Source organism: Haloquadratum walsbyi J07HQW2 (assembly GCF_000415985.1).
GTDB lineage: Archaea > Halobacteriota > Halobacteria > Halobacteriales > Haloferacaceae > Haloquadratum > Haloquadratum walsbyi_B.
Map to the genome: position 1 here is coordinate 1,363,079 of NZ_KE356561.1, position 26,462 is coordinate 1,389,540.

A 26,462-nucleotide genomic window follows, 5' to 3' on the forward strand; every position below is an offset into this window, starting at 1 on the left:
TTGGAATATCAGGTCGTGCTATCGTCGGTGGTTTGTCTGATCGGTTGTCGGTGTCGGATTTATCCCCGCGCGAAACCACGGGGCTTTCTCCTCAATTCTCAGTAACCAGGATTAAATCAATCTCGCGATATCAAATAAAAATAGAGGTCATCAACACGTACAAATTACTGTGACTGACGCTTACTCACTCATCAACAAGTGTAATATCAAGCGTTGATTCAAGTTCGCGAATCAGTGACCCTCCAATACCCGCTCTTGTTGCCCGACCCTGCTCAACGGCAAGTATATCTCCTGATTCAACCTCCAGTTCAGTCGCTAACTCATCAACGGTAAATCCGTCAGCTTGACGGGCGGACGCTGCAATCTCACCATATTCAGAGACAAGATACGGAAGTTGGTCTTGTTCATAATTTGTCCCTTCACGCTCCCAGTGACGTGAGTCGCCAGTTGCTTGATCATGCATACGTGCATGCTGTTGCACAGCTCGTTTCTGTCGTGATGGCTCATCATCACTACGTTGTTCATTGCTATTACCACCATGAGAATTACCCGCGCTACCAGGACCAGCCCCCGCATCATCGTGAGGTGCACACTCCTGACAAACGAGTAATTCCGCACCAGCAACGTTTGCTTGCGTGAGCGTTGCTGTTGATTGTCCACAAAGTTCACAACTGTCACCGTCACCGCTACCACCTCCGCTCCCGGTGGAGTACTTTGGCATAAGTATGCATTGTAACTCTGTTTATATAAACCTCAGTTGAACTCAATAATAGTATTCGGGATTATATCTAATAGTGTTTGTGTGTTTATGATGATGTAAAGTCAGCCTGTTTCAGTATCTTACAGAGGGAGACATGATGTGACCCACTCATAGATCGATATGAAACATTACTGTCAGTATAAACTCAGTGAATAATAACGATGTGCGTGGGACCGGATTTGAACCGGCGGACCTCTACAGGACAGCGCCCTCAACGCTGCGCCGTTGACCTGGCTTGGCTACCCACGCTTGTAATATCGCGTCTTACGCAAGCAAAATTTGCTTATGGTAATTTATATGGGTTTCCTTTCGACTGGGCAGCGTCATGGAGTCACAGTCAGTATTTTTTAATTATCGACGACCACTCAATTGCATATAGTTTTGAGTATCCGCAGTCATATACTAGGACTCACTGCAGTGTTGACGCTTTTTTCTCACTCGGTGCTGTTCTTGCTGCTGTCTTGGGGATCATTCCTCAATCAGCGCTCCCAAGTGCTCCAACAACAGTAATTGAGCTAATTCCACATATAAATGCGATTATCAGCGCCATCGAAATCATAACTATCCTATTTGGAGTTCGGTTTATTCGTCACGGGGATGTGCGTCGCCACCGTGCGATGATGGTAACCTCAGTTGGACTATTCATTCTGTTCCTCGTGTTTATATTTATACAAGGTCATTACCAAAGGTCCAGCAGAATTTCTAGGTCCTGAAGTCATATATCAATACGTCTACCTTTCAACGCTCGCGATACATATTTTTCTTACAGTGGTGTGCGTCCCACTATTATACTATGTGGCATTGATTGCACTCTCACGACCCATTGAAGCAATCTATGAATCTCGATATAAACTCGTTGGACGTGTCGCCGCCTCATTGTGGCTTATTTCGTTCGTACTTAGAAATGTCGTCTATGCGATGTTATATGCTGTACATTAATTAACTGCATTTTCAATCCAAAAATAGCTGTTCAGTGAATTGAGCTTTCTGTGTAAAAATAGGATATGAATAGGTGTATTGAATATCCCGAATAGTTGATTAAATACTCAATATAGCTTGTTTCATTTTTACCATACTAACTGGGATTGATGTAGTGATTCATATTGGTGATAGATTGAAGCATCTCAAGGACAAGTCCCGACTCCGAGGCTTCCCTGGTGAGGCTGCACTGTCCCGGCAAGGGAATTTCATTCCTCCCGACCTCTTCATGCGGAATCGGCTGGAAGTCACACCCGAACACGCTATGTGTCCGTGGGAGTGGGAATCGGAGTCGATCACTGTCACTCCACCATCACCCTGACCCGGTGAAACCCCCGTCCCGTCGCACCGCCAGTTGCGGATGGTGAGAGGGACCACATTTCCAAACTGTCGCAGCCAGCAGTAGATGAAAGTCGGTAATCCGCCTGTGAGACTTCTGACTGTACGTTTATACGTCATGTAGCGTTATAACTGTGTATGTCGGCTTCATCCCCCCAAGCCACAAGACACTCAGCTTGATATCTGTAGATTCAAGCAGGAACAAGAAGACTTAGCATCTACAACGGGGAACATATTTTAATGACAGATGCGACTTCTGAGTCCGATCTTAATTCAAACACTCCTGTCGACTTAGATAGGCAGGATTTCCGTGATCCCGATGCTCTCCGTCGCCGGTCCGGCGTATCAGGCGACCCAAACTTTGATCAGCATTTTTTGATTGACGATCGAGTGTTAAATCGCATTCCAACATATTTATCAAATAATACGGACACGAGACATGTTCTCGAAATTGGAGCTGGAACGGGCGCACTCACCGATCGGCTGCTATCAGTTGGTGGTGTTGTTACCGTTGTTGAACGTGACCCAACACTCGCTTCGTTTCTTCATGAGGAGTTCGCCGATATGGTTGATGAGGACCGGCTCAATATCATCGAAGGCGACGCACTTGATGTCACAATTCCTCCATTCACTACATCTATCTCAAACCTACCGTATGGTATCTCCTCAGAAATTTTATTCAAATTACTTCCGTCTGACTGCCCGCTCATCGTGATGGTCCAACGCGAGTTTGGTGAGCGAATGGCTGCTGATCCTGGGACGGATGCATATGGTCGGCTCTCGGTAAGTGCACAGCATTATGCTACTGTTGAGGTAGTTGAGACAGTTCCGCCGACTGCATTCGAACCGAAACCAGCGGTTGAGAGTGCGGTCATTCGGACGGAGCCACGGGATCCGGATTACACGGTTGCGGATGAAACATTCTTTCTTCGATTTGTGAAAGCAGTGTTTACACAGCGACGAAAAACAGTCCGAAATGCAATTCGAAATACAGCGCATATTTCAATGCTTGATGCTCCTGAGGCGGTCGTTAGTGCAGCTGATGAGACATTGTTGTCCCAACGGGCTGGTGACTTGACTCCGAGTGAGTTTGCTGAATTAGCAACGATTGCTGCTGAACAGGGCAAATGACTGATAACGAGACGCAGGCCAATGCAATTGATTCAACGCTCGCTGAACGGCGTGAAATCGAGACAACGGTTTATCAGCCTGCTGAAGACTCAGCACTGCTTGCCGACGCAATTAGTGAGCAAGGTCATGGACGTTTGCTTGAACTCGGGACAGGTTCTGGATGGGTCGCTATCAAAAGTGCAGAGGAGGTTGATTCGATCACAGAAGTTGTTGCAAGTGATTTAAACCCATATGCATGCCACGCCGCTGCACAGCGGGCAGTATCATCTGACAAGGCTGCAGTACCAATTTCGATCGTCCAAGGAGATCTCCTCACTCCCTTCGCTGCAAATACTTTTGATACAATCGCATTTAATCCACCATATCTTCCAACAGACCCAGATGCTGAGTGGGACGACTGGATGGAGTGTGCACTCTCAGGTGGACGATCTGGACGAGAAGTAATTGAGTCATTTATTGACACACTTGCTCGTGTGCTTACTCCTGATGGTACTGGGATAGTGCTCATAAGCTCTTTAACCGGATATGAAATGGTAACGGAACATATCGAGAGAGCCGGGTTTAGACATTCAGTCATAATCGAAGAATCATACCCATTTGAGACACTCTCAGTGCTTGCATTGGGACAACAATGATATAACCCAGAAGAATATATTGCTTTAGCAAATATTAACTGGTATCATTGCGTATTATGAATTGATGAGCGAATACGTAGCGACATCGCCTGGGTTGTTTCCACTTCCTGACTGGGCGAAGTCAGAGTTATCAGACCTGAAAGGTCATCAAAAAGAAGATTTAGTCACAGGCGATGAGTCAGCAGAAATCAATGCAGTTTATGATACATCGCAAACGGAAGCTATTGAGACCCAACTTGAGATGGGACTTGACCGTGTCGTCAGCGGTCAGCACAGATGGGATGATATGCTTGCACATCCTCTGACGACTCATGACAATGTTGAGACTGGTGGGATTATTCGATATTATGATAATAATAATTTCTATCGAGACCCACAGATAACGGGTGAACTTACCCCCAAAAGCAATATCGCAGATGAATTAACGGCAACCGCAGAGAAACTGACAGAAATTAAAAACGCTGACGAGCCTGGTATGGATATCCCTGCGGATGGTGCGGCTCTCCAGGCGGTCCTTCCTGGTCCATATTCATTAGTCGACCTTGCAACGAACAGTTATTATGAAGATGACGCAACGTTCCTCTCAGCAGTAGGGCAACTACTTGTTGAAGAGGCTGCAGCACTGCCATCACATGAAACGCTGTTTTTGCTTGAACCATCGCTTGTAACTGCTGCTCCAGATGATGATATTGCACCACTGGTCTCAGAGGTACTCTCTAATATTGCAGACGTAACCGATTCTGAGGTTATTGTATACACTTACTTCGGCGCATTAGATGAGAAAACATACGCTCATCTCATGGATGCATCGGTATCGGCTCTTGGATTTGATATTGTTGCAGGTGATCGAGAACAAACGCTGCACAACGTTACCGAATATGGTGTTACCACAGATATTGCGCTTGGTGTTGCAGATGGTCAGAATACACTTGTTCAATCATCAGGAACGCTTATTGAACGTGCAAATTGGTTCCAAAGTCAAGTTCCATCGACTGATTTTGACACTGTCTATCTTACCACCAGTGCTGAACCATTCTATTTACCTGTAAATAAACATCGAGAGAAACTCACTGCACTGACAGCCGCAGCAACGAACAATCCTGACGTAACAACAGAGGTTGAAGCATAATGTCACGTAACGCCAACAACCGCGCACAGTTCCGTCCAGAGGGTCATGATGCCGATCACTTCCTGTTAACAACCGTTGTTGGGAGTTATCCTAAGCCGAAATGGCTCAATCGCGCGAATGATCTTGTTGATGATGAGGACTCGACGTTCGATGATAATAATTTGACTGAGGCACACGATGATGCGGCGCGTCTCATTACCGAAGAACACGAGCATGCTGGGCTTGATACAGTTGTTGATGGGGAGATGCGACGTGAAGAGATGGTTGAATACTTCGCACACCGAGTCCCAGGATATGAGTTTAATGGACCAGTAAAGGTGTGGGGACACAACTATTTCAATAAGCCATCTGTTGTTTCTGAGGTTGAATATGATGACCCATGGTTGGTCGATGAGTTCAATTTCACCACAGACGTTTCAAATCGACCTGTAAAAGTACCTATTACAGGACCGTACACGCTCGCTCGCTGGTCGTTCAATGAAGCATATGATACTGAAGAAGATCTTGCGTATGATTTAGCCGAACTTGTCAATGAAGAGGTGAGTCGACTCGTTGATGCTGGGGCAAAATATATTCAGATTGACGAGCCTGCGCTTGCAACAACACCGGATGATTACGCAATCGTTGGAGAGTCACTCGAGCGAATTGTTGACGGTATTAGTGCTGATGTTCGAATCGGCCTTCACGTTTGTTATGGAGATTATTCGCGGATTTATCCTGAGATCAATGATTTCCCCATTGATGAGTTTGATCTGGAACTTTGTAATGATGGGTATGAACAGATTGAGGTATTCACTGACCCTTCATTTGAGCCAGATCTTGCACTTGGTGTTGTTGATGCTCATGATGCAACTGTTGAAACTGTTGCAGAAATTAAACAAAATATTAAATACGGACTCGAAATCGTTCCACCTGAGCGGCTTACGATCTCGCCAGATTGTGGGCTGAAGCTGTTGCCGAGGGAAATGGCTCGTGAGAAAATGGCAAATATGGTACAAGCTACTCGTGAAATTGAGGCTGAACTTGATGCTGGTAAGATCGAAGTCCCAGCTGTTGAGGATGCACCGGTTGCATCGCAAGTCGACTCAGCATAATAAAATACTACTTTCATTATGTCTATATTTGATCGACTGATCAGTTGATTTTTATGAATGCAGTTTGAGTAACATATTTCATCAAGCGAACTCAGTTGAATGTGTAAATTTGTACTATTAAAGTATTGAATTATTGACTTGACATCATCCATTGGCTATACAACTCAAGAGAGCGAGTACCAATATTCATCGAATAAAGTCTGCGCTAGTTTATCTGAGCGAGTTAAACCACGTAAGCGTGGTTACTATTCATTCATACAACCACGGATCATCAATCCGTTCGTATGTGTAGAGTTCCGACTCATCAAAGAAGAGTTTGATTTCGCGCTCATTTGCTCCTTCATCCTCGTGGTCAGACGCATGGATCACGTTCCGACCGAGATCAAGTCCGTAATCGCCACGGATTGTACCCGGAGCCGATTCGGCCGGGTCGGTTTCGCCAACCATTGATCGAACTTGTCGAGTTGCATCCGCACCCTCCCAGACCATTGCAAACACTGGACCAGCAGTAATGAATGATACAAGCTCATCAAAGAATGGTTTCTCCTCGTGTTCACCGTAATGATCACGTGCGGTTTCTGTATCAAGACGGGAGAACTTTCCGCCAACAAGAGTAAGTCCTCGGTCTTCAAACCTATTCACGATCTCACCAATGAGTCCACGCTGGACACCATCAGGCTTGACCATCACAAAGGTACGTTCGTGCGTTGGCGTTTCCTCACTCATTCATTTGCGCCCTCAGTGGATCCAGCTTCAGTCCACTCCAGATTACGGGGTTCGCGACCAAGACGATAGTTCTTTTCAGCTTTTGAGTCCTTGAAATGCAGGATTGTTCCGTCAGTTTTGACGAGCATTGTCCCAGTCCCAGGCTCGATTTCTTCTCCAGAGAAATCACATGTTCGTGTTTCAACCATTAATTATTGACCCCCAATTGAGTCAGCATCTCGTTGTGTTTCACGAAGCTGTAATACATCACCTTCGCGAACAGGACCAAGCACGTTGCGTGTAATAATACGGCCCTGATTAGAACCTTCACGAATGCGGCATTTGACCTGCATCGCCTCGCCATGCATTCCGGTTTTGCCAACAATCTCGATTACCTCCGCAGACGTTGAGTCACTTGCGGTCTCTTCAGCGCTCATTGTCGCTTATCGAAGTTCCTCAACCTTCGCGGTAATGTCATCGACATCGCTGTCTGCCTCGCCGGCGTCAACGATGGCAGCAGCAGCAGAGCCTACTTCAAGACCCGCTGCTTGCCCAATCTCATCCTGTGTCTCAACGAAGGCGAGTGTAATCCCCTTTTCTTCTGCAAGTTCTGGCAGATGCATCACAATTTCCTCAGGGGAAACATCTTCAGCGACGAGAACAAGCTCAGCAGTGCCGCGTTCGATAGCTTTGGTTGTTTCGTTCGTTCCTTTCTTTACTGTTCCTGTATCCCGGGCAACCTCAAGTGCTTCAAGAGCATCATCTGCGAGGTCAGCCGGCACATCAAAGTCTACATAAACTGGCATTGGTATTCTCCATTCCTGCTCGTGGGCTCGACTGCTTCGCCGGCGAATCGTTCCCTGACGGCGAGGAGTATCATCAACCCCGTGCAGGTTGTAACCACTGATAACCTTGGATTACATAAAAGCGCTTTCAATGCCGGTGTCGCATGCGAAACAAACACATACCCACCAGGATAGCCTAACAAGCAGTTATTTCTGAGATCGAAATTTTTTCTTCATGAGTTGTCAATGAGCGTTACTAGAATAGACGTGGAAATGAGTATTCAGCTGTAGTTGTGTCTCTTTGAAATACTGCTGAATATTCACAGACTGTATTCATCGTTTCTACAAATAAACAAGTTGACCCCGAGGTAGTTCACATAGTCCCGCTGTCGTTAGTTCCTGATAGAAGCGTTCACTCAAAAAAGCTGGCAACTGGCAAACCAGATCGTCATGTCTGTGAGATACTCATTGTAAAGATGATTGTTCTGTATGCTCAATTTCCAGAGAATATGAAGAGGAATATTAAAATTGAATCCGACTTATTTTGATATTGGAGACGTAAGATAATCATCAGATATAGTTGTGACAGTTTCAATGTGGGGATGGATTGCACTCAGTCTCGCCGCAATAGGTGTGATCGGAAGTGTAATACCGCTTATTCCTGGTGCTATTGTATCAACAAGTGGTGTGTTGACGTATTGGTGGGCAAGTGGATTCAACGATCCACAATTAGGTGTCCTTACGATATTATTATTCGTCGGTATCATGACCGCTGTCGTTGACTTTGCTGGTGGAGCACTTGCCGCCCGCATGGGTGGTGCATCAACGACGACGACCGCCGTGGCGGTCATTGTTGGGATTGGTCTATTATTTATTACGGGTCCTGCCGGATTTCTTGTGGGGCTTGCAGGGACTGTATTTGTTGTTGAGTTCTCACAATGTGCTGATAGTGAGACAAGTATGAGAGCTGCTCTTGCTGCAACAGGCGGTGTTCTTGCCTCAACAGTAATTCAGTTTATCATGACCAGTGGTATGTTTCTTACCCTCGGTATAATCGTATTCAGATGAAGTAAGTGATTCATCAGAATATATACTTGAGTTCCTCTTAAAAATAAACTTGAGGCGTTCTCTTTGCATTTCTGTGATGACCGCGTGAGTCTGGATTTTAGCCATGGAGTATGAGAACTATGCGGTGTTGTATCTCCTTCCTGCTCAGGGCTTGAGTATCATAACGATCGTTGGGGAAATTCAGTATCTCGGTTAATCTGAGTTGACTTATCTAATCATGACCATGCAATCACACGCGCTGGTGCACCATCAGCATCGACTCGGAGTGGACAAACGAGAAGTTCAACAGTATCATCAGGAAGTGATGTAATATTACAAATATTTTCAATAATTGGGAGACCAGCACCCAATAACGCGTGGTGAGCAGGGACCGTCTCTTCACCGGTCGGATCAGGGCTAATCGTATCAATTGCAATCGCAACATCAGCCGAAGCACATTTTTTTGCTGTTTGCGGAGCGAGTGCCGGATGGTCTACCATCTGTGGGGTTCCCCACGCATCTGCCCATCCGGTGTGGAAGATAATGAGTTCAATAGCTGTCGCGGGGTCGGTAAGTGGTGGGAGGACGGATGGATCAATTAATGTGTTTGCCTCGAATGAGCGACAATCAACAATATGAGCGTTGAATCGGAGTTCATCTGGGGTAAATGTCTCAATCGATTCCCCATCAGGCTCAGTATGTGATGGTGCATCAATATGTGTTCCCGTGTGCGTCCCGAATTTGAGTGTTGACACACGATATCCATCGGTTGCAATATCTGCGTGCATCTCAACATTGACCGGTGGATCCTCAGGATAAACCGGCATTGACGACTCAATCTTTCGTGTTAGGTCAATTAGTTCAGACTCATCAGGAAACATTGGTATTGCATAGTGATGTCGTTAGATTATGAGTGTGTCCAATAGACGGTCATATCAGTATTTGTTGTTTGCTCGTGTTTGCTATCAATCCGGGCGAATCCAACGCGTTCGAACTGAACGAGATCGCCAACAGAAGTATTGATCAACTCAGGTTCAGCAACGCCGGTGATATCACCGTCTGGCGTTCGCATTCGAACTGATATAGCTGATGATGAATCAGGAGCTGGTGCCCAATGAATTACATTGACCTCGTCTTCTCTCACCACATCTATACTATCGTCTGTTGGCCTGAACTGATTGCCATCACGCTGGACGCAGGCATATCCTTTCAACCAGACGCGATTGCCATCTACCGGGACGTCTGCAGACTCTATTGTGATTGCATCAGTAATTGGTATCGTTCGTTCGCCCCGTTCAGGATTATCCGGGTGGAGCGGAGGATGTCCAGCTGTCATATCCCCTGATGTTGTATCGAGTGTGAATGATTCACCATTGCGAACGAGGAAGTATCGATTTGCCTCATCATCGATATGTTTGCGATTATTCGAATATATCGAACTCATCGAGAGCTCAACGTTCGTTGTTGATGTGCCAAGATTAATCATTGACTCAACAATTGCCTCCCCCGTTATTCCGCGACGACGAAGGCTCTGAAGCGTCGGTGCACGTGGGTCATCCCACCCATCTAATTCGTCCCCCTCAATTTTTTCAGTGAGTGTTGATGTTGACAGTGAAACATCATATGCATCAACATTGATATGTCCCCAATGGACGACTTCAGGATACTCCCAGTCGAAATAATTATACACAAATCGCTGTCGTTTTGCGGAGTCCTGTAAGTCAATTCCACGAATAATATGTGTAATGCCTGTTTCATGGTCATCAATTCCGGATTGGAAATCAAGCATCGGCCAACAGCGATAGTCGGCTGCGCTCGCTCGAGGATGAGGTGTATCGATCAGTCGAAATGCAACCCAGTCGCGGAGTGCAGGATTTTTATGTTTGATGTCGGTTCGGACACGTAATACCATCTCTCCGGCAACATATTCTCCCTGAATCATCGCCTCAAACTCGGTGCGTGTCTGGTCAATAGATTTCTCACGATGAGGACATGCCTCTCCGGCGTTTTTTAACTCTGAAAAGTGTTCACCTGAACAAGAACATGTGTACGCCCCACCAACATCAATGAGATCCTGTGCATAATCATAATATAATTCAAGTCGGTCAGAGGCACGGAGGACGTCATCTGGCTCAAATCCAAGGTATGTGACATCCTCAAGAATATCATCGTACGCATTAAGATCTGGACGCTTAGTTTCAGGGTCGGTATCATCAAATCGGATGATGAATGATCCGTCATATCGATTGCTGTACGTTCCAATGACCGCTGGCATCCGGGCGTGACCGATATGCCATGGACCATTTGGATTTGGCGCCGCTCGCATTCGGACCGACTGAGTAGGTTCTTTATCAGTAACACCCGGAAGCGATGGGAGATCATATTTATTTGAGTTATCAGCAGATTCAATCTCTTTGAGGGCTTCTGGTGCAAGCGTTTCAAGTCGATCACGACGTTCGCCCGCTGAGAGATTGTTAATCTGAGAAACAACACTACCGATGATTCCGGGGATGGCATCACCATGCGGGCGGAATTCCGGGTTCTCTCCCATGAGCGGACCCATTATTGCGCCCATTTCGGCATCGCTATTATGTTTTACTGCATTCAAAAGTGCATGTTTTTCTGCAGATCGCTCAATACGGTCGCGTAACTCGTCGTCAATACTCATTATACAATAATCTACTCTCCCAAGTAAAAACAAACGCGGATTATGGAACAAACCGGAATCACGTTTTTGAATGCGGTTACTCCGCCCTACTCGACTGTTAGTTGAGTGAAATACACTCTGGTGCACATGCTTGACAGTAAACAGCTTATGCGTAGAATCAACAGTATCGGTTTCTCATATCACAGGCTGGATGTGACTAGCAGTTTTAACGATAATCAGCGGTACGAAAAACTAGGTTCCCGTCTCAGGCTCAGTATCCCCGAGTGACTAAATAATCAGCAATATCACACAGCAGCGACCGCGCATCGTTATCCGGGAGTACCTCAAGATGATCTTTTGCCCGCTCAATAAGATCGGTCGCCGTTTCACTGGCATAATCGATTGACCCAACCTCATCAAGTGTTTCAACAGCATTTTCGACTGCTGCTTCTGAGACAGCATCGACATCTGTCGAATCAAGTAGTGATTCAACGTCAACACCTTGCTGGCGCGCGTGAAGTGTGATCAATGTCTCTTTGTTCTCAATGAGATCTGACCCACGCTGTTTGCCTAGTTGCTCAGATGGGACAGTAAGATCTAATACGTCATCTTGAATCTGGAAGGCTCGACCGGCGTCAATACCATATTGATACAGCGCTTCGACAACATCTGAGTCTGCATCCAATAGCAACGCTGTTGTTGAGGTTGCAGCACCATACAACACAGCCGTTTTGAGTTCAACCATTTCAAGATATTCCTCAGGAACAACCGCATCACGATGTTCAAACTCAACATCAAGTGCTTGACCCTCACAGATTTGTGTGCAAGTCGTTGCAAGACGACTAACAGCAGCAACACCATTTGCTGGATCTGCGCCAGTATTTGAGAGTAACTCAAATGCTTTTGCATAGAGCGTATCACCAGCGAGGATGGCTGTTTCAGTATCGTATTCACGATGGACCGCAGGAACACCGCGACGGAGATCATCATCATCCATAATGTCATCATGGATCAGTGTGAACGACTGGATAACCTCAATGCTTGTCGCCGCAGACATAACATCAACCTCGTTCTCATCAAGTGCCGGAAATGACCGATAATCAGCCGTCAGTGGGTCAACGTCCGAAAGCGATTCAGCAGTCAGTAATGCTACAGTCGGACGAAGACGCTTCCCGCCAGCCTCAAGCAAATACCGCGTTGCTTCATAGAGTCGTTCAGGTGACTGCATTGGGACATCCGTATCCAAGGCATCATTGACGAGCGTTCGGCGTGCACGTACAGCATCGAGCACCCGTTCTTCCGTCGCGTCCGAACTCATTTTACCCCACCAGTTGGACAATATTACCGTTACGTGTCACATGAAGATCGCGACCAAGTGCATAACCTTGTGACTCAGCAAGATCGACATATGGCGAAAGACCCTCAAGATCTTGATGCGCTGGGATAATATGCTGCGGTTGAAGCGCATCCATCATCTGGTAATGTCCTTCTTCACGTAGATGACCTGAGACGTGGATTTCATCATAAATTCGGGCACCCTGCATTTTTAGAAGTCGTTCGGACTGGTAACGTTGACCTTCATTCGTTGGTTCAGGGATAACGCGTGCTGAGAAAATGACTTTATCTCCATTTTCAAGTTCAAATGGCGTTTCACCACGCCCCATCCGCGTGAGCATTGCTCTGGGCTCACCCTGATGACCAGTGACGATTGGGAGATAATTCTCCTTACCCTCTTTCATGATGCGTTTGAACGTCCGATCAACAGATTTTCGATGACCGTACATGCCGACATCATCTGGGAGGTCAACGAATCCAAGCCGTTCTGCGGCTCCGGAATACTTCTCCATTGACCGACCTAATAATACGGGCTGACGATCAATTTCTTTTGCAAACTCGACAAGCGATGAGACACGAGAAACATGCGATGAGAAGGTTGTAGCAACGATTCCTCCATCATAGTCCTCAATTGATCTGATAGTGTCTTTCAGATGAGATCGCGCGTGTGACTCTGAAGGAGTGCGTCCCTTACGACCTGCGTTCGTACAGTCTTCAATGTAACAGAGAACGCCATTGTCCTCACGTCCAATCTCGCGGAATCGCTTCATATCTACAGGATCTTCTAATACTGGTGAGTGGTCTATACGTTTATCAAGACCATAGACAATTGCTCCCTCAGGTGTGTGAACAACCGGATTAATTGCATCAATAATCGAGTGTGTGACGTGAACAAACTCAAGTTCGACATTTCCACTTTCACCGATTGACATTGCCTCGCCTGCGGACATCCTCAACAAGTCGTTCTTGACATTGAATTTGTTTTCACTGTCAATTTGTTGTTTTACTAACTCGATTGTGAATGGCGTGGCGACAATCGGAGCATCGTACCGATGTGCAAGTTTTGAGAGTGCGCCGATATGGTCCAGATGACCGTGAGTAGGGACGATTGCCTGTACGTCACCCTCAAGATCAGACATAATACGATCATCTGGGATTGCACCCATATCAATCAGATCGAGACTATGCATCGTTTCGGTCTCCACGTTATCGTGGATCAGGACCTGACTAAGATTCAGACCCATATCGAAGATGACTATATCGTCGCCTGTTCGGACGGCGGTCATCTGTCGACCGACTTCTTCGTATCCGCCAATTGTTGCGATTTCGATTTCCATAATTGAATCCGAGCATCGAAAGCCACTGTTGTGGCGAAGGTGCTCACTGAAATGCCCCGTCTTATATCTTGTTAAACCATCTATTTACAGTCGCAATCGTAATCGTAATCGTATGATCATGACCATGATCGTGATTTGCAGCATCGTATTTGCTATACGGCGTAGTCCATTTTGATCATACTCAAAGATAGTCCACGGGTTTGTTATATTAGTATCAAATGTGGACATGTGTTGATCTGAGCTCAGTTGAGACATGATCATTCATCCGATAAGTGATGATTCATTTCGATATTATACGCCGCGTGATGCTGCACATACTGCGTTATGATACGATGTGGGATCGATCGGCCCCGGCGTCTTACAGCACGTTGGTCGTCGGTCCCCGCGTGCACTAGACTAGCTAGTGCACTTACCCGCGGGAGCATTGGTATTAGCATATATTCGACCACATGGTAAAAACTACGTGGGTCAACTTCACTGCTAGTATAAAATATAAGATGAGATATAGAATACTCAGGTTCCTTCGGCACATTTAATATCAATACCGAACGGCATGAGGTATGAGCGGACGACCTCTTGATGTTCTTGAAGCCGCGCTTGATAATACGGTTACTATCACACTTAAAGATGGAAGTGCCTATTATGGCACACTTGCAGGATATGACCAGCATATGAATGCAGTTCTTGACCCTATTGGGGCATCTGAAAACACCGATCCTGGTGCATTGGACGTCACAACAGTTGAAGACACAACGATTATACGCGGCGATAACATTGTTACAATCAATACATGACTGGTGCCGGCACTCCAAGTCAAGGAAAGAAAAACACGACAACACATGTGAAATGTCGCCGATGTGGAGAAAAGTCCTATCACGCTAAGAAGAAAGTATGTTCATCCTGTGGGTTTGGTAAATCCGCAAAACGGCGTGATTACGAGTGGAGTTCGAAAACTGGCGATAACTAAATAGATCTTAATTCCACGGTATTCTCGAAATCATTGTGATCTGAATTTAAATATCGCACACTGTAGTAACTACCAAAGAAAATCAACTGCTGTTCATTTCAGAAGAAATTAGTTTTCCATTGTTTTCGGATAAATCCGGGAGCCGAGTCCTGACATACCGGCAGTTGTCCAAGACTACTAGTCGTACCTGCTGTGTATCATACAGTTGAGTTAGTATAGCACTTAGAATAAAATAACATACTGGGTGATATACATACTGTCAAGATACAACCTCGAGGATATATGATTGCGATATATAGATAATGAACATTATATATGCACAATCGTGTATACTCACCGACGCTTTGATGTCTGAAAACAGCATATGAATGGGTTTTTACCCCCTAGCAATTGTATGAATAAGTATGTCTGACGGGCGGGATTTGACCCCCACACCCAGACGTGCGATAGAATCAAAAACGGAATCGAAATCCGAAACAAAACCGGATGCTAATCCAGACGCGGACATAGACGCAGATGCGAACGCGAACATAGACAGAAAATCATATTTTGAGGTAACGTCTCAATCATCAGCGAATCGTAATATTCCCGATGATGAGATACACTTCGAAACCGATTTTGAGACTGATATTATTCGAAATGAAACCAGTGATTCTGATGGTGCTATCGATGAATCGAGTGATCTGAACTCAACATCATCCGATACGGAAGGATCAGTCCCCGTATCACGGTCACCGAAACTTGATCGCTTGGAAGCTGACAAGCAAGAACGGGAACGGGAACAAACGGACTCAGGATCTGGACCGACCGAGAAATGTGGCGTTGTTGGTGTAGCACTCTCTGAGCGGTGTGCTGCACGACCATTGTATTATTCGTTATATGCGTTACAACACCGCGGACAGGAGTCGGCAGGAATTGTCACACACGATGGCTTCCAACAACACAGTCACGTTGAGATGGGACTTGTCGGTGATGCATTTGAAGAATCAGATCTTAATACACTCGCAGGGGGTACTGGGATTGGACATGTCCGATATCCAACCTCCGGAGGTATCAATGCCTGCTGTGCACAGCCATTTTCTGTTTCCTTTAAATCTGGGTCGCTTGGACTATCACACAACGGCAATCTCATCAATGCAGACGAGATTCGTGATGAACTCGAATCACTTGGTCATGCATTCACCTCAGACGGTGATACCGAGGTTATAGCGCATGAACTTGCTCGAAACTTACTTGAATCGGATCTCGTTCGTGCGGTTAAACGGACCATGGAACGGATCCATGGATCGTATGCATTGACTATCATGCATGATGAGACCGTGCTCGCTGTGCGTGACCCTGAGGGGAACCGGCCACTCTGTATCGGTAAGGTTGAGGATGGATACGTTGTTGCCTCAGAGTCTGCCGCAATTGACACACTTGATGGTGAACTTGTCAGAGATGTCCGACCTGGTGAACTCGTTGTTCTCGATTCCGACGGCTCTGGGTTTGAGTCATATCAGCTCACTGATCGTGAAAACACTGCACACTGTTTCTTCGAACACGTTTATTTCGCACGCCCAGATTCAGTGATCAACGATACACTTGTTTATGAGGCGCGACGAAATCTAGGTCGAGAATTGTGGGCTGAACAAGGAGTTGAGACAGACGTTGTTATGCCTGTGCCCGATTCAGGTCGTGCGTTTGCCTCTGGATACGCCGACGCCGCGAATGAAACGACTGCCGACGGGGATCCTCGAGAGACAACTAGTACGGGTGAAGATGTGGTTGAGTTTGCTGAAGGATTGATGAAAAATCGGTATGTCGGTCGGACATTTATTATGCCAACACAGGATGAACGTGAACGCGCTGTCCGACTCAAACTTAATCCAATTAAAAGCACGATTGAAGGACGGTCAGTGACGATTATCGATGATAGTATCGTCCGTGGGACAACATCACGACAGCTTGTTCAGCTTCTCCGTGATGCTGGTGCGTCTGAAGTCCACGTTCGGATTGGTGCTCCACAGATTATTGCCCCTTGTTATATGGGAATCGACATGGCTTCACGTGAAGAACTCATTGCTGCTGATAAATCAACTGAGGAAATTCGATCAGAAATTGACGCCGACAGCTTAGGATATCTCTCTGTTGATGCGGTCGCAGATGTGCTTGGTGAGCATCGCTCGGATCTCTGTCTCGGCTGTGTCACGGGATCATATCCATACGATATTGATAATGAGGACTGTGACCGCGATGTTACGCGACCGGTTATCGATGGACCTGACACGAGGACAAACTCAAGCGACCAACAGAGTGAGTCAGAGCAAGGAACTGCATCCGACGGTGAGCCAGCACATGCTGATGATTGAATCAGATATAACGCTCTAAACCACTCTGTCATACTTTATTTCTGTAGACGAAGCTGACTGGATTTATAACTCAATTTTACCTATATACGTCAGAAGGACCTGGTGACACCATCGGCGATGGTGCAATAATCGATGCTCCTGAATCGCAGCAAATTAAAAAGCGTTCTATTTAATCTGCAATTTAGAGTTATGCTTGGAGTGAGTCTGCTATGGAGTTCAAACTGAATGAAAGATCATATTAACGGTGGCTACCATCAGCTGTGAGTGAATAAGATACTATAGAGAGCCTTGTTTTCGGAATCAAACCGCGTTCTATTCACTCGGTGCGACAAAGACATTATATTTAAGATCGTCTTCGTGTAGCTCCTCAAGAATTCTATCTTTGAGAATCGAAGAGGGATGATGAAGTCCCGCTACTCGTTCTTCTATTTGTTCGAAGCTCTCAAATGGTCCACGCTTTCGCTGATCAAGAATATTATTTCGGAGCTTCTTGCCAATCCCTGGAAGTAGATTTAATTGATGGAGTCGAAGCGTGATCGGTTGAGCATTATTATAGAAATCGACAAACCGGCGCTCATCCGCGTTGATTATCTCCTCAACTGCGTACTCAACTTCGTTTTGTGCTGTATTTGATAGGTCCGTATAGCTAATCTGCCGGAATTCATCGACCAATTGTCGAGCTTCGGTTGGACCAACAACGACACGATCACCGATTGAAGCATCGGCATCTTCGGCTGCATCAAGTGTCAACTCATATAATCTAAAATCGCGTTCCCCAAGCGCATATGCTAGTGGGTCACGCTGATGCCGCGGGCGATTATCATCACTGCGCCCATGTGGAAGATGATCAAGGATAACTGCACGGCGAACATCCGTCTCGGCGTCTGGACTATTATTACGACCGTCGCTTTGATCCGACTTATCAGTAGGATTAGCGTCGGTGTCCTCGCTTTCGGTCATGGTTATGACAACATATACACCGAGTGTGCACTTAAATAATGAGGCAGGAAGTGAACAGAATCAATCCGTGGTATCTACTAGCAGTCATATTTCACCGCCGAATTCCAGCTGCGGTGTCGAATCACATTCGTGTGATGGTCATGATAAACAGTATTCACGGGAGGTTATTATATGCAGTTGATAGTGGTATTTGTATATCTTATATATCAGAGAAATTTTTCTATCTCTTCGATTGATACACATGCGCAAATATCAAAATATACTGACGCTGTTTAAGCGTATTTCTTGACAATATTGAGTATTGCATCTAGCTCGTCGCCACTGAGCGCATACCGCTCTTGTGCGTATACAGCACGGAGTTCATCGCGATTCTGTGGAAGGAGATCAGCAATTTTGATTGCCGTTGAGTTATCAACTTTCTCCTCAGTAAGCAGTTCATCAACGAGTTCCCGTGAATCAGAGGGGTCGAGGTCAGCAAATCTGTTTACATGCTCGATAGCACGTGCAAGCTCGTACCGAAGATCACGATCGGCCTCGGCGGCACGTTCGGCTTCAACATTTTGAAGCGACAGTTTGACTTCTGAGACAGTTTGATACTCATCATCGAGTTTTTCTTTGAAGATCGTCATGTGTATTGAGGATAATTGTAATATCGATAAAAATTAAATTTCTTGATTATGATTAGGATCAGAATATGCGGAATCGACTTGAAACTGAGATGTCAATTCATATCGCCATGAATTCATACTCACTCCTGTGGACGAAGGTGTGCTGAGCGTGCGATAATCGTTTTTTCTTTACCACCATCGACGATCTTAATTTTGAACGCTCGTCCTTGCTTCCCAGTCACCTCTCCGGTATGACCGTTGAATCGGGGATGAAAACGACCTTCGCGGACACTTGGGTCAATCCGAAGATGGACTTTTTGCCCTTCGTCATATTCTTGAATCGATCGTTGTGGTGGTGACATCCCTCGTTCGCGCGGAGAGTTCGAAAGTTTGTCGCGAGTTCCAGTCATTGGGCCATTCGAACTTGGCATTATTGTTTATATTATCTTCGACGGATGTATAAAACGCACGTTACGGACCTGTTATGATTTCATATGGAATATGTGGAAGTCACAAGCAAAAATTAAGCCACCTGCTGTAATATCATATAATTATGGCGCAAGATTATGCAAGTGGGACCGAGCAACCCTCCAGCGAGACGGTGGTATGCACTGAAGAGGCTGAGCGGATAACGCACGGTGATTCAAGTTCAAAGGTTGAAATATTCGGACTTGGCGTCTCAGTGACAATCTTAATCGGTGCAGTCGGCGGTGTTTTTGCAATGTGGGTTCTGCCGGTTGACAGTGCCGTGCCGTTATTCCTGGGGGTTGGAGTCGGATTTATTCTATCACCGGTCATTGGTTTAGGAATGTTGTGGCGTCAGAATTGAGATAACTACGATCAATAGATGGACTTGTAGTTACGAATGATTTACTATAAGCTAAGAGATACAAAACCGATTATATTAGATTCGACCAACGTTTTCAACGGCGACGCTCTCAACACCGTTGACGTCACCAAATGACTCCTCGACAGCTTCAGTCCCACCAGCATCATCTGGAACGATGACCGTTGGAAGAAGTGCAACAAGTCCGAAAGCTACGTCATCTCGTTCAAATCCGTTTATTTTAGCGCCCTCTGGTAGCGATTGTTCAAGACGTTCTTGTAGTTCATCAAGATCAATATCAGGACTATCTGGCATGACCTTGATTTTTGCAGCTACCTTTCCCATCGTTATGGTCCTCTGAATCCACAGTCAGGACATTCATACAGATTACTCTGCTTTCGGCACGTCGCACACCGTGAAATATCACAGCCACATTCTGGACAATCAAAAGTGGCAGCACTCATTCCAGAGATGTTAATACCGCAGGACACACACTGTCTGGCGTGCCGCTGGTCGGTCTGACTCATATTTTTACTAACCAACCAGTGATGTTTAACCGTTTCTTTTTATGAATTCTGGGACTCTCACAGCATACATATCAACAATTTAATGTTTTGAGATTGTAGATGAAAGGGTATGTGAGATATCTGTTGATATTTCAACGCACACTAACCGTTCTATATCAACATATCAACAATATGTACTCATGTGAGTGCAACGGTCACTGCAACAACTAGAGCAATTGCACTTCCAAGTGCTGATAGCCGAATCGCCTCACGACCACATCCATCTAGTACAAGTCGACGTCCAGGGAGAACACCGGGTGCAGGTGATGCTTCAGGGACATCAAGAGCAAGCCCGGAACAACAGATGAGAATGTATATACGATGCCATTTGAAGGAACGGCTGCCTCAACAGCAACAAGTGAGCCTGGAAGCGTTGATGCAACTCCAACAAACAGAAATGCAACGCTATTTACCTGGAATCCCGGGACAAGTCCTGTGCAAGTTCCAAGATGTCGCATCGAGATATGCATATCCAAGAATCGCTGCTGCTGTGATATGACGTCCGTCAAATATTAGCGAAAAATAGCGTTAATGTTAATATTGATATTAATTCTACGTGATGTATGATTATCACAGTAATTTGGACTGCTGACGGATTACTACATTAACCTACCGTACCCTCTGCCCTACTCTACTCTACTCTAAGTAACCGATAAAATACCTGTGTGGCTCGGTCGTCACTATTGTTACAACTATTTATCTGTAGTTAGATACGGGATAATCTGGAAGCTCCCTCGACATAGAATGATAGGAAACATTGAAAGGGAGCACAGGTCAAAAACAGTGGATATGATACCGTAAACGCGAGATACGATGAGATCCGACAGTTTAGCCTCAGATTCATGTGGCACAGTCTGTATGTGGCGCTATCCAATTACGGAAGTCCATTCATATTTTTAAAGCACGATTCTTTATACTATGTCCGGCTGTGCAAACACCTGATAGATGCAAAAGCCTGCTTGGTATTGATCTTGAGAGATACTTGTCTGATTACATCTATGGTATAATTGAGGTGGTAACTCCTCCGTTCCTCAGTACGCACTGAGGGCGAGCACGAGTACGAGTGCGAATAAAAGAGATGTCACTCCTGAATTATTTACTAAATCATAATAACGGACAGCGGCTAATTCAAATTCATAATCAACAATGACAATCGCACAATCGCCGTTAGCCGAAGAGATTACCTAGCCCTTCACCAGACGCTTCATCATCTTCATCATCTGCTTCGTCTGCTTCTTCTGTCTCGTCTGGCTCTTCTGCTTCCTCCTCATCAGCGTCGGCATCATCTTCAACTTCAGCCTCACCAGCGCTTGCACCTGCTGCAGGAGCGGGGGCTGCGGCGGCTGTGTCAATCGCTTCTTCAATATCGACATCGTCGAGAGCGGAGACAAGCGCTTTGACTCGGGACTCTTCAATGTCGGTTCCGGCTGCCTCAAGCACTTCTGTAACGTTATCTTCAGTAATCGATTCGCCTGTTTCATTCAGTGTAAGAGCTGCGTAAATGTATTCCATTTTAATATTCCTCGTTATCTGTTATCTATGATTTATTTTCGCGCTGTTTGATATTCGTATGTCGATACGATACGATACGATACGAACTGTCTCCGTCTCCTCAGGTTTTAGCCGAACATTGCACCTAGACCTTCAGCACCATCGTCATCGTCATCATCATTGTCGTCAGTACCGGCCGTCTCATCGTCGGTATCAGCAGACTCATTATCGTCAGTGTCGGAGTCTGCATCTACGTTTGCGTTCGGGTCAGCCGTTGATGATGCATCCAGCTGTGCAGGCGTTTCAACGTCCTGTAACTCTGCCGGGAGTGCATCTTCATCGTCAATATTCGCTGCAATCGATCGTACTTGTGCATCTGCTTTTGCGATGAGGTCTGGAAGCACTGCTGAGTCCTCAACGGCAGCAGATATACCGAGTGCTTTTGCATCGCCTGCAGCATTTGCAAGCAATGTCGGTGTGGTCTGTGCGGTCGGATATTTTGCATTGACCGAAAGGTTGCGTGCCCCTGCAGCGGCTGATTGGATATCGCTCTGATATGCATCAATATCTAGCTCAAGCTCATCTGGTTCGAAGAGGACACCATCAGCAAAGACACCACGAAGATCAAGACCGACCTCCTTTGGTTCGATTCCAAGCTCAGCAAGAACACCTGCAAGTTCACTGGAGACTTCCCCTCCAGAATCAAGCACTTGTGATTCCTCGGTAACCTTAATTGACCCATCCATAATCCGTGCAGATGCGCCAACCTGCTGAAGTTCTCCGACGAACGGGCCGGGATCAACGCCTGTGTCGCCCTCAGGGATAACGATGTCATTTGGTGCGACCTCACCAGCGCTGATTGGTGCCGGTGTCTTCGATGCCTCAAGTTGTCTGTACAGCCCGAATGGATTGTCATCTGTGCCGACAAGTGCAACCTGTCCAGCAACAAATGAAGTAAGATCTTCATAACCATCGGCGACCTCATCAAGCGCACGGACGGTGAGTGTGTTTCGACTCATTCGTATCGCAGCACTTGGATAAAGATCACGTCGCATGGTCTGAAGCTGCCGGCTTGGTATCCCAGCAACGTTTACAATCCCAATAGATTCATACTGGTCAATAAACGAGACGAGTTCATCGACCTCCTCACGCTTCCATTCAGGAATCGTGTCGGTTCTGCGCGCACTTGTGGCGGCACTATTGCTCATGCAGGCACCTCAAAGGCTGGTCCCATCGTCGTTTTGACGTACATTGAATCGATATTCAGTGGACCTTTCTCAAGGGTAGCCTCAAGTCGACGGATAATAACATCGACATTATCAGCAATCTCATCGGATCCCATATCTTGGGCACCGACGCGGGTGTGGAATGTTCGACGCTCGCGTGAACGAATTTGAACGGTGTTTTTCATGCGGTTCACTGTCTCAACAACATCATCGTCGGGTTGCAGAGGAGTTGGCATTTTTCCACGCGGACCAAGGATGGTCCCGAGGAACCGACCGATATCTTGCATCATGCCTGCCTCGGCAACAAAGAAATCAATCTCGTCTGCAAGGTCTTTCGCGGCGCCATCATCATCACCTAGCTCTTCGAGCTCGTCGCTGCTAAGTACCTGATCAGCCACATCCTCGGCTCGAAGGGCGGTTTCACCACTTGCAAAGACGACAATTCGTGTTTCCTGACCGGTTCCAGCGGGCAAGACCACGGACTCATCAACACGGTTCGACGGATCATTTAAGTCAAGATCGCGGAGATTGATAGCGAGATCAACCGTCTCACGGAAGTTCCGTGTCGGTGCCTCATCAATCGCGCGAGAGACTGCATCAACTATCGTATCTGCCATTATTCACCTCCGTAGTACGCAGGATTGCTGCTACGGGTCAGTGAAACAGGTATCTGCCTGTCTCATCCGAATTTAAGGCACATGTTCTTATTAAGTCCGTCGAAGCACACATAAGATGCAACGCATCGAGCCCAAATGCGCTTGATTTATAATATTTCTAGGAATGTCATCCGAACAGTATCTTATGAATTGACAGTTTGATGATGTATACAAAGTGTAGAACATGTCGATAGACAAATAAGACACAATATGTCTCATCAGTGTCGAAACTCCACCACAGAATTTTGAACTAAGTGTACTGAATCTATTAATTAAAATGAGTGCGTATGCAGGATAGTTATCTTTTTTTATTTCAGTGGTTGGATGATAATGTAGAATATCTAATTGGTTTTTCATGCATCGGTCTTATTCGAATATCAGATAATCCTATGAGAATTTGATCATGGTTATGACCGTGCTGTCCAGTCCACTCTCAGTTATTAACTCAATTTCGAGTTTGAGTACCTTTTAGTATGTATAGATTATCATAATTAATATGAACTCATCTGATGCTGCACGGCAGCTCCGGTACGCAGTTACTACACAGACGGAGACATACGATTATGAGGTTAGTCACTGGGAAGCAAACGCATATGAAGATATTTTTGATGATGTGATTGATGCTGGTGACCTCTCAGACGTTATGTCTGTTATTAAACGAATTAGCGCTGAGTTTGACGACGGCACCCGACCCTCTGTAACAGAGGCACGTAAACTAGCAGACAGTGTTCTCACAACCGGTGGGCGACCCATTACCGACGGTGGCGACGCAAACTGAGAACTGTTAATCAGCGCATACAGTTATTATAGGCGGAGCAGGTGCAATACCACGGCCTGAAGCCCGTGGATACGCACCGTCACTCTGTAACACATCCCACTAGCTACGACACGGCTGGATATTCTACAGTATTTAACAAACAGGAGTTCATAACATTAAGGACTGGATGCCAACCACACGCCGAACCTACGTTACGTTTGTCGTATCCAGAACCACTCGCAAGTGGCTGATGCACTCGACAGACACGGCTGGTCAGCATCCAAACTGTGGAACGTCGCTAACTACTATGCCCGCCAACAGTGGGATGAAACCGGTGAAATACCCGCTGAAAAAGAACTCAAACACGAACTGAAAACACGTGCAAAATACAACGGACTGCATAGTCAGTCCAGTCCAGTCAGAAAGTTTTAGAAGAGCTTTCAGAAGCCTTCAGTTCATGGTTTGGCTCCAACGATGACCGGGACAGGACACCCACCGGGCTACCGCAAACGTAACTATTACGATACGACAGTAACAGAGTACACGAAGAACACCCACGCTCCACCGTGACGTGAAGAAGAAAGGCATCGCATCCGCACGACACAAAATACGACAGAATCCGTCTGAGCAAAGGTAAAATCACAAAACGGACGTGACTTCATCCTTTGCGAATACCAAGCACCACCAGAAGCAACGCTGAAGACCGTTCAACAAGTCCGTGCTGTCTGGTGTAGCTACAAGCAGCAGTGGGAGTGGGAGTTACACGTGGTTTGTGACGAAGAAATTGCCACTGCCACTGAATCGCCCGGTGACAACCCAGCAGGTGTCGACCTTGGCATTTGTAACCCTGCTGCTGTCGCGTTCTCCGACGATGCCTTGCTGTACTCTGGAGATGCACTCCGCGAGGACAAGCACTACTTCCAGTGCGAAGAATATCAGACTGAAGGACCGTGCGGTCCGTCACGCAAAGCACAGTGGGCACAAGAGAAACTAGCCAAACGAAAAGACCACTTCCTTCACGCCCTCTCAAAAGACATCGTAGAACGGTGTGTTGAACACGATGTAGGAACGATAATCGTGGGTGACCCCAGTGGTGTCGATGAAGACGATTGGATTGGGGTCGGCACGGCAACAAGCGGTTGGATAACTGGGCATATAAACGGGTAATGAACCTCATCGACTACAAAGCCCGTGAGCGTGGCGTCGAGGTTGAGATGCCCGACGAGTGGGGCACATCATCGTCGTGTAGCGTGTGCGGACACGAAGACGATGACAGTCGTGTCGAACGTGGCTTGTGGAAGTGCGACCGCTGTGGTGTCGTCGCACACGGAGATGTGAACGGAGCCGATAACATCAGGCAGAAAACGCTACCCGTAACTCCCCCACTCGGGGATAGCGGTAACGGCTGTTTGGCCCAGCCACGCGTCATTCAGTTCAGCCGGACTCACGGTCACGGATTCCAACCGCGAGCCACCGTCGAATGACGCTGAAACCGTAATATCCCAATGCTTGGGATTCCTCCGCCTTCAGGCGGGGGAGGAGGTCAACCTCCGTACGGTTGTATACGATTGAGTTGTCTAGATATGCCGATCAATATAAACAGAATTTCATATAAACTATCTTAGAAGTGCGTTTGTTATTTATCCTACCCAAATACATCTGATGAATTTGTATGATGTATTCGCGTCAGCATCAGGCAGCTAGTACATCGGATATCGTGATAATAAATTAATATTCCAGTAGGGATAGCAGTGATACGGTTCCCTCAGAACGTAACTAACGGTATTAGAAGATAATGGTGGCAGCAATTACTCTCTTGATCTGAGATGTTCACAATCACCTACATGAACAGTCCTTGTTCCGCTATCGGGTTGTACAGTCAGTGCACCAGGAGCCTGAAGATCGACAGCAACATCTTGAGTAATCTCTCTGGAGGTCGTGATACGTACCCGTTGATCAAGTGCCGTACTATATGTCCGCCATGCGCTCGGAATATCCTCTGTATCGATTGGACTCGTAAGCTCAGCAAACGAGAGTTACTTCGGTTATTTGCACCGTTAAGCTATCATCGGAGACCATTACAGCACATTAGTTTATCATGAACACGGAGAAATCCAAACCGGCTTATGTAA

Annotated in this window: 29 protein-coding genes, 1 tRNA gene and 2 pseudogenes; 12 read left to right on the forward strand and 20 right to left on the reverse strand. The window is 46.3% G+C overall.

What is annotated here, in order from left to right:
• Nucleotides 1-184: 184 nt before the first annotated feature.
• Both J07HQW2_RS06240 and J07HQW2_RS06245 read right to left on the reverse strand, forming a co-directional pair.
• The gene (locus J07HQW2_RS06240) at nucleotides 185-721 is read right to left on the reverse strand and encodes a helix-turn-helix domain-containing protein (protein WP_021054576.1); all 537 of its coding nucleotides are present in this window, start codon (nucleotides 719-721) and stop codon (nucleotides 185-187) included.
• Between the two features lie 203 nt (nucleotides 722-924).
• Nucleotides 925-1,009, reverse strand: a tRNA-Leu gene (locus J07HQW2_RS06245).
• A 126-nt stretch (nucleotides 1,010-1,135) separates the two neighbouring features.
• On the opposite strand from J07HQW2_RS06245, the pseudogene J07HQW2_RS06250 reads away from it, so the two are divergent.
• From J07HQW2_RS06250 to J07HQW2_RS06270, 5 genes and pseudogenes are all read left to right on the forward strand, one after another.
• Nucleotides 1,136-1,699: pseudogene (locus J07HQW2_RS06250) on the forward strand (DUF420 domain-containing protein).
• 618 nt (nucleotides 1,700-2,317) lie between these two features.
• Nucleotides 2,318-3,208, forward strand: a complete 891-nt coding sequence (locus J07HQW2_RS06255) for a 16S ribosomal RNA methyltransferase A (RefSeq protein WP_021054577.1) — start codon at nucleotides 2,318-2,320, stop codon at nucleotides 3,206-3,208.
• Nucleotides 3,205-3,843: a HemK2/MTQ2 family protein methyltransferase gene (locus J07HQW2_RS06260; RefSeq protein WP_021054578.1), complete on the forward strand. Its 639-nt coding sequence runs from the start codon at nucleotides 3,205-3,207 to the stop codon at nucleotides 3,841-3,843. Before J07HQW2_RS06255 ends, J07HQW2_RS06260 begins: the two co-directional genes overlap by 4 nt.
• Nucleotides 3,844-3,907: 64 nt before the next feature.
• Nucleotides 3,908-4,972 carry a methionine synthase II (cobalamin-independent) gene (locus J07HQW2_RS06265; RefSeq protein WP_021054579.1) on the forward strand — a complete coding sequence of 355 codons (1,065 nt, stop codon included), beginning with the start codon at nucleotides 3,908-3,910 and terminating at the stop codon, nucleotides 4,970-4,972.
• On the forward strand, nucleotides 4,972-6,066 hold the full coding sequence (locus J07HQW2_RS06270; RefSeq protein WP_021054580.1) for a methionine synthase: 1,095 nt from the start codon (nucleotides 4,972-4,974) through the stop codon (nucleotides 6,064-6,066). Before J07HQW2_RS06265 ends, J07HQW2_RS06270 begins: the two co-directional genes overlap by 1 nt.
• A gap of 249 nt (nucleotides 6,067-6,315) precedes the next feature.
• Here the strand turns inward: J07HQW2_RS06270 and ndk are convergent, their stop codons facing one another.
• From ndk to rpl7ae, 4 genes are read right to left on the reverse strand one after another with little or no spacing between them, the layout of a single operon-like run.
• The gene (ndk, locus tag J07HQW2_RS06275; RefSeq protein WP_021054581.1) at nucleotides 6,316-6,792 is read right to left on the reverse strand and encodes a nucleoside-diphosphate kinase; all 477 of its coding nucleotides are present in this window, start codon (nucleotides 6,790-6,792) and stop codon (nucleotides 6,316-6,318) included.
• Nucleotides 6,789-6,980: a 50S ribosomal protein L24e gene (locus tag J07HQW2_RS06280; RefSeq protein ID WP_021054582.1), complete on the reverse strand. Its 192-nt coding sequence runs from the start codon at nucleotides 6,978-6,980 to the stop codon at nucleotides 6,789-6,791. The genes ndk and J07HQW2_RS06280 overlap by 4 nt, the downstream gene beginning before the upstream one ends.
• Nucleotides 6,981-6,983: 3 nt before the next feature.
• A complete protein-coding gene (locus J07HQW2_RS06285; RefSeq protein WP_021052342.1) occupies nucleotides 6,984-7,208 on the reverse strand; it encodes a 30S ribosomal protein S28e in 225 nt (74 codons plus the stop codon).
• A gap of 6 nt (nucleotides 7,209-7,214) precedes the next feature.
• Nucleotides 7,215-7,577 (reverse strand): 50S ribosomal protein L7Ae, encoded by a 363-nt coding sequence (rpl7ae, locus tag J07HQW2_RS06290; RefSeq protein ID WP_021054583.1) that lies wholly within the window; start codon nucleotides 7,575-7,577, stop codon nucleotides 7,215-7,217.
• A 573-nt stretch (nucleotides 7,578-8,150) separates the two neighbouring features.
• On the opposite strand from rpl7ae, the gene J07HQW2_RS06295 reads away from it, so the two are divergent.
• The gene (locus J07HQW2_RS06295) at nucleotides 8,151-8,624 is read left to right on the forward strand and encodes a DUF456 domain-containing protein (protein ID WP_021054584.1); all 474 of its coding nucleotides are present in this window, start codon (nucleotides 8,151-8,153) and stop codon (nucleotides 8,622-8,624) included.
• Between the two features lie 215 nt (nucleotides 8,625-8,839).
• Here the strand turns inward: J07HQW2_RS06295 and J07HQW2_RS06300 are convergent, their stop codons facing one another.
• The 4 genes from J07HQW2_RS06300 to J07HQW2_RS06315 all read right to left on the reverse strand — a co-directional run bounded on the left by J07HQW2_RS06300 (nucleotide 8,840) and on the right by J07HQW2_RS06315 (nucleotide 13,922).
• Nucleotides 8,840-9,484: a cyclase family protein gene (locus J07HQW2_RS06300; protein ID WP_021054586.1), complete on the reverse strand. Its 645-nt coding sequence runs from the start codon at nucleotides 9,482-9,484 to the stop codon at nucleotides 8,840-8,842.
• Between the two features lie 26 nt (nucleotides 9,485-9,510).
• Nucleotides 9,511-11,265, reverse strand: a complete 1,755-nt coding sequence (locus J07HQW2_RS06305) for a glutamate--tRNA ligase (protein WP_048075519.1) — start codon at nucleotides 11,263-11,265, stop codon at nucleotides 9,511-9,513.
• A gap of 256 nt (nucleotides 11,266-11,521) precedes the next feature.
• Nucleotides 11,522-12,568: a geranylfarnesyl diphosphate synthase gene (gene idsA3, locus J07HQW2_RS06310; protein ID WP_021054588.1), complete on the reverse strand. Its 1,047-nt coding sequence runs from the start codon at nucleotides 12,566-12,568 to the stop codon at nucleotides 11,522-11,524.
• Nucleotide 12,569: 1 nt separating this feature from the next.
• Entirely contained in the window at nucleotides 12,570-13,922 is a 1,353-nt protein-coding gene (locus tag J07HQW2_RS06315) for a ribonuclease J (RefSeq protein ID WP_021054589.1), read from the reverse strand.
• A 560-nt stretch (nucleotides 13,923-14,482) separates the two neighbouring features.
• Here J07HQW2_RS06315 and J07HQW2_RS06320 point away from each other — a divergent pair.
• The 3 genes from J07HQW2_RS06320 (at nucleotide 14,483) to purF (ending at nucleotide 17,240) form a co-directional block, all read left to right on the forward strand.
• Nucleotides 14,483-14,716 carry an LSM domain-containing protein gene (locus J07HQW2_RS06320; RefSeq protein WP_021054590.1) on the forward strand — a complete coding sequence of 78 codons (234 nt, stop codon included), beginning with the start codon at nucleotides 14,483-14,485 and terminating at the stop codon, nucleotides 14,714-14,716.
• Entirely contained in the window at nucleotides 14,713-14,889 is a 177-nt protein-coding gene (locus J07HQW2_RS17970) for a 50S ribosomal protein L37e (RefSeq protein WP_303703998.1), read from the forward strand. The genes J07HQW2_RS06320 and J07HQW2_RS17970 overlap by 4 nt, the downstream gene beginning before the upstream one ends.
• A gap of 749 nt (nucleotides 14,890-15,638) precedes the next feature.
• Complete coding sequence (gene purF / locus J07HQW2_RS06325) at nucleotides 15,639-17,240, forward strand: amidophosphoribosyltransferase (protein ID WP_394324632.1); 1,602 nt, start codon at nucleotides 15,639-15,641, stop codon at nucleotides 17,238-17,240.
• 312 nt (nucleotides 17,241-17,552) lie between these two features.
• Here the strand turns inward: purF and J07HQW2_RS06330 are convergent, their stop codons facing one another.
• From J07HQW2_RS06330 to J07HQW2_RS06340, 3 genes are all read right to left on the reverse strand, one after another.
• Nucleotides 17,553-18,200 (reverse strand): DUF655 domain-containing protein, encoded by a 648-nt coding sequence (locus tag J07HQW2_RS06330; RefSeq protein ID WP_021054592.1) that lies wholly within the window; start codon nucleotides 18,198-18,200, stop codon nucleotides 17,553-17,555.
• A 272-nt stretch (nucleotides 18,201-18,472) separates the two neighbouring features.
• Nucleotides 18,473-18,829 (reverse strand): RNA polymerase Rpb4 family protein, encoded by a 357-nt coding sequence (locus J07HQW2_RS06335; protein WP_021054593.1) that lies wholly within the window; start codon nucleotides 18,827-18,829, stop codon nucleotides 18,473-18,475.
• Between the two features lie 119 nt (nucleotides 18,830-18,948).
• Complete coding sequence (locus J07HQW2_RS06340; protein ID WP_021054594.1) at nucleotides 18,949-19,239, reverse strand: 50S ribosomal protein L21e; 291 nt, start codon at nucleotides 19,237-19,239, stop codon at nucleotides 18,949-18,951.
• Nucleotides 19,240-19,361: 122 nt separating this feature from the next.
• Between J07HQW2_RS06340 and J07HQW2_RS06345 the strand changes: the two genes are divergently transcribed.
• Complete coding sequence (locus tag J07HQW2_RS06345) at nucleotides 19,362-19,637, forward strand: glycine zipper domain-containing protein (protein WP_021054595.1); 276 nt, start codon at nucleotides 19,362-19,364, stop codon at nucleotides 19,635-19,637.
• A gap of 75 nt (nucleotides 19,638-19,712) precedes the next feature.
• Here J07HQW2_RS06345 and J07HQW2_RS06350 read toward each other — a convergent pair whose 3' ends face one another.
• The 6 genes from J07HQW2_RS06350 to J07HQW2_RS06370 form a co-directional block, all read right to left on the reverse strand.
• Nucleotides 19,713-19,979 (reverse strand): elongation factor 1-beta, encoded by a 267-nt coding sequence (locus tag J07HQW2_RS06350; RefSeq protein ID WP_021054596.1) that lies wholly within the window; start codon nucleotides 19,977-19,979, stop codon nucleotides 19,713-19,715.
• Nucleotides 19,980-19,981: 2 nt separating this feature from the next.
• Nucleotides 19,982-20,161, reverse strand: coding sequence for an HVO_2753 family zinc finger protein (locus J07HQW2_RS17975; RefSeq protein ID WP_303703999.1), 180 nt, complete (start codon nucleotides 20,159-20,161; stop codon nucleotides 19,982-19,984).
• 177 nt (nucleotides 20,162-20,338) lie between these two features.
• Entirely contained in the window at nucleotides 20,339-20,518 is a 180-nt protein-coding gene (locus J07HQW2_RS17980) for a tripartite tricarboxylate transporter permease (RefSeq protein WP_343122478.1), read from the reverse strand.
• A gap of 849 nt (nucleotides 20,519-21,367) precedes the next feature.
• Entirely contained in the window at nucleotides 21,368-21,712 is a 345-nt protein-coding gene (gene rpl12p, locus J07HQW2_RS06360) for a 50S ribosomal protein P1 (RefSeq protein WP_021054598.1), read from the reverse strand.
• Nucleotides 21,713-21,819: 107 nt separating this feature from the next.
• Nucleotides 21,820-22,899, reverse strand: a complete 1,080-nt coding sequence (locus tag J07HQW2_RS06365) for a 50S ribosomal protein L10 (RefSeq protein WP_021054599.1) — start codon at nucleotides 22,897-22,899, stop codon at nucleotides 21,820-21,822.
• On the reverse strand, nucleotides 22,896-23,534 hold the full coding sequence (locus J07HQW2_RS06370) for a 50S ribosomal protein L1 (RefSeq protein ID WP_021054600.1): 639 nt from the start codon (nucleotides 23,532-23,534) through the stop codon (nucleotides 22,896-22,898). Before J07HQW2_RS06370 ends, J07HQW2_RS06365 begins: the two co-directional genes overlap by 4 nt.
• 535 nt (nucleotides 23,535-24,069) lie before the next feature.
• On the opposite strand from J07HQW2_RS06370, the gene J07HQW2_RS06375 reads away from it, so the two are divergent.
• Complete coding sequence (locus J07HQW2_RS06375; RefSeq protein WP_021054601.1) at nucleotides 24,070-24,351, forward strand: hypothetical protein; 282 nt, start codon at nucleotides 24,070-24,072, stop codon at nucleotides 24,349-24,351.
• A 222-nt stretch (nucleotides 24,352-24,573) separates the two neighbouring features.
• Nucleotides 24,574-25,814, forward strand: a pseudogene (locus J07HQW2_RS19940) (RNA-guided endonuclease InsQ/TnpB family protein).
• Nucleotides 25,815-26,138: 324 nt separating this feature from the next.
• On the opposite strand, the gene J07HQW2_RS19570 reads toward J07HQW2_RS19940, so the two are convergent.
• Entirely contained in the window at nucleotides 26,139-26,339 is a 201-nt protein-coding gene (locus J07HQW2_RS19570) for a hypothetical protein (RefSeq protein ID WP_343122479.1), read from the reverse strand.
• Nucleotides 26,340-26,462 lie beyond the last annotated feature (123 nt).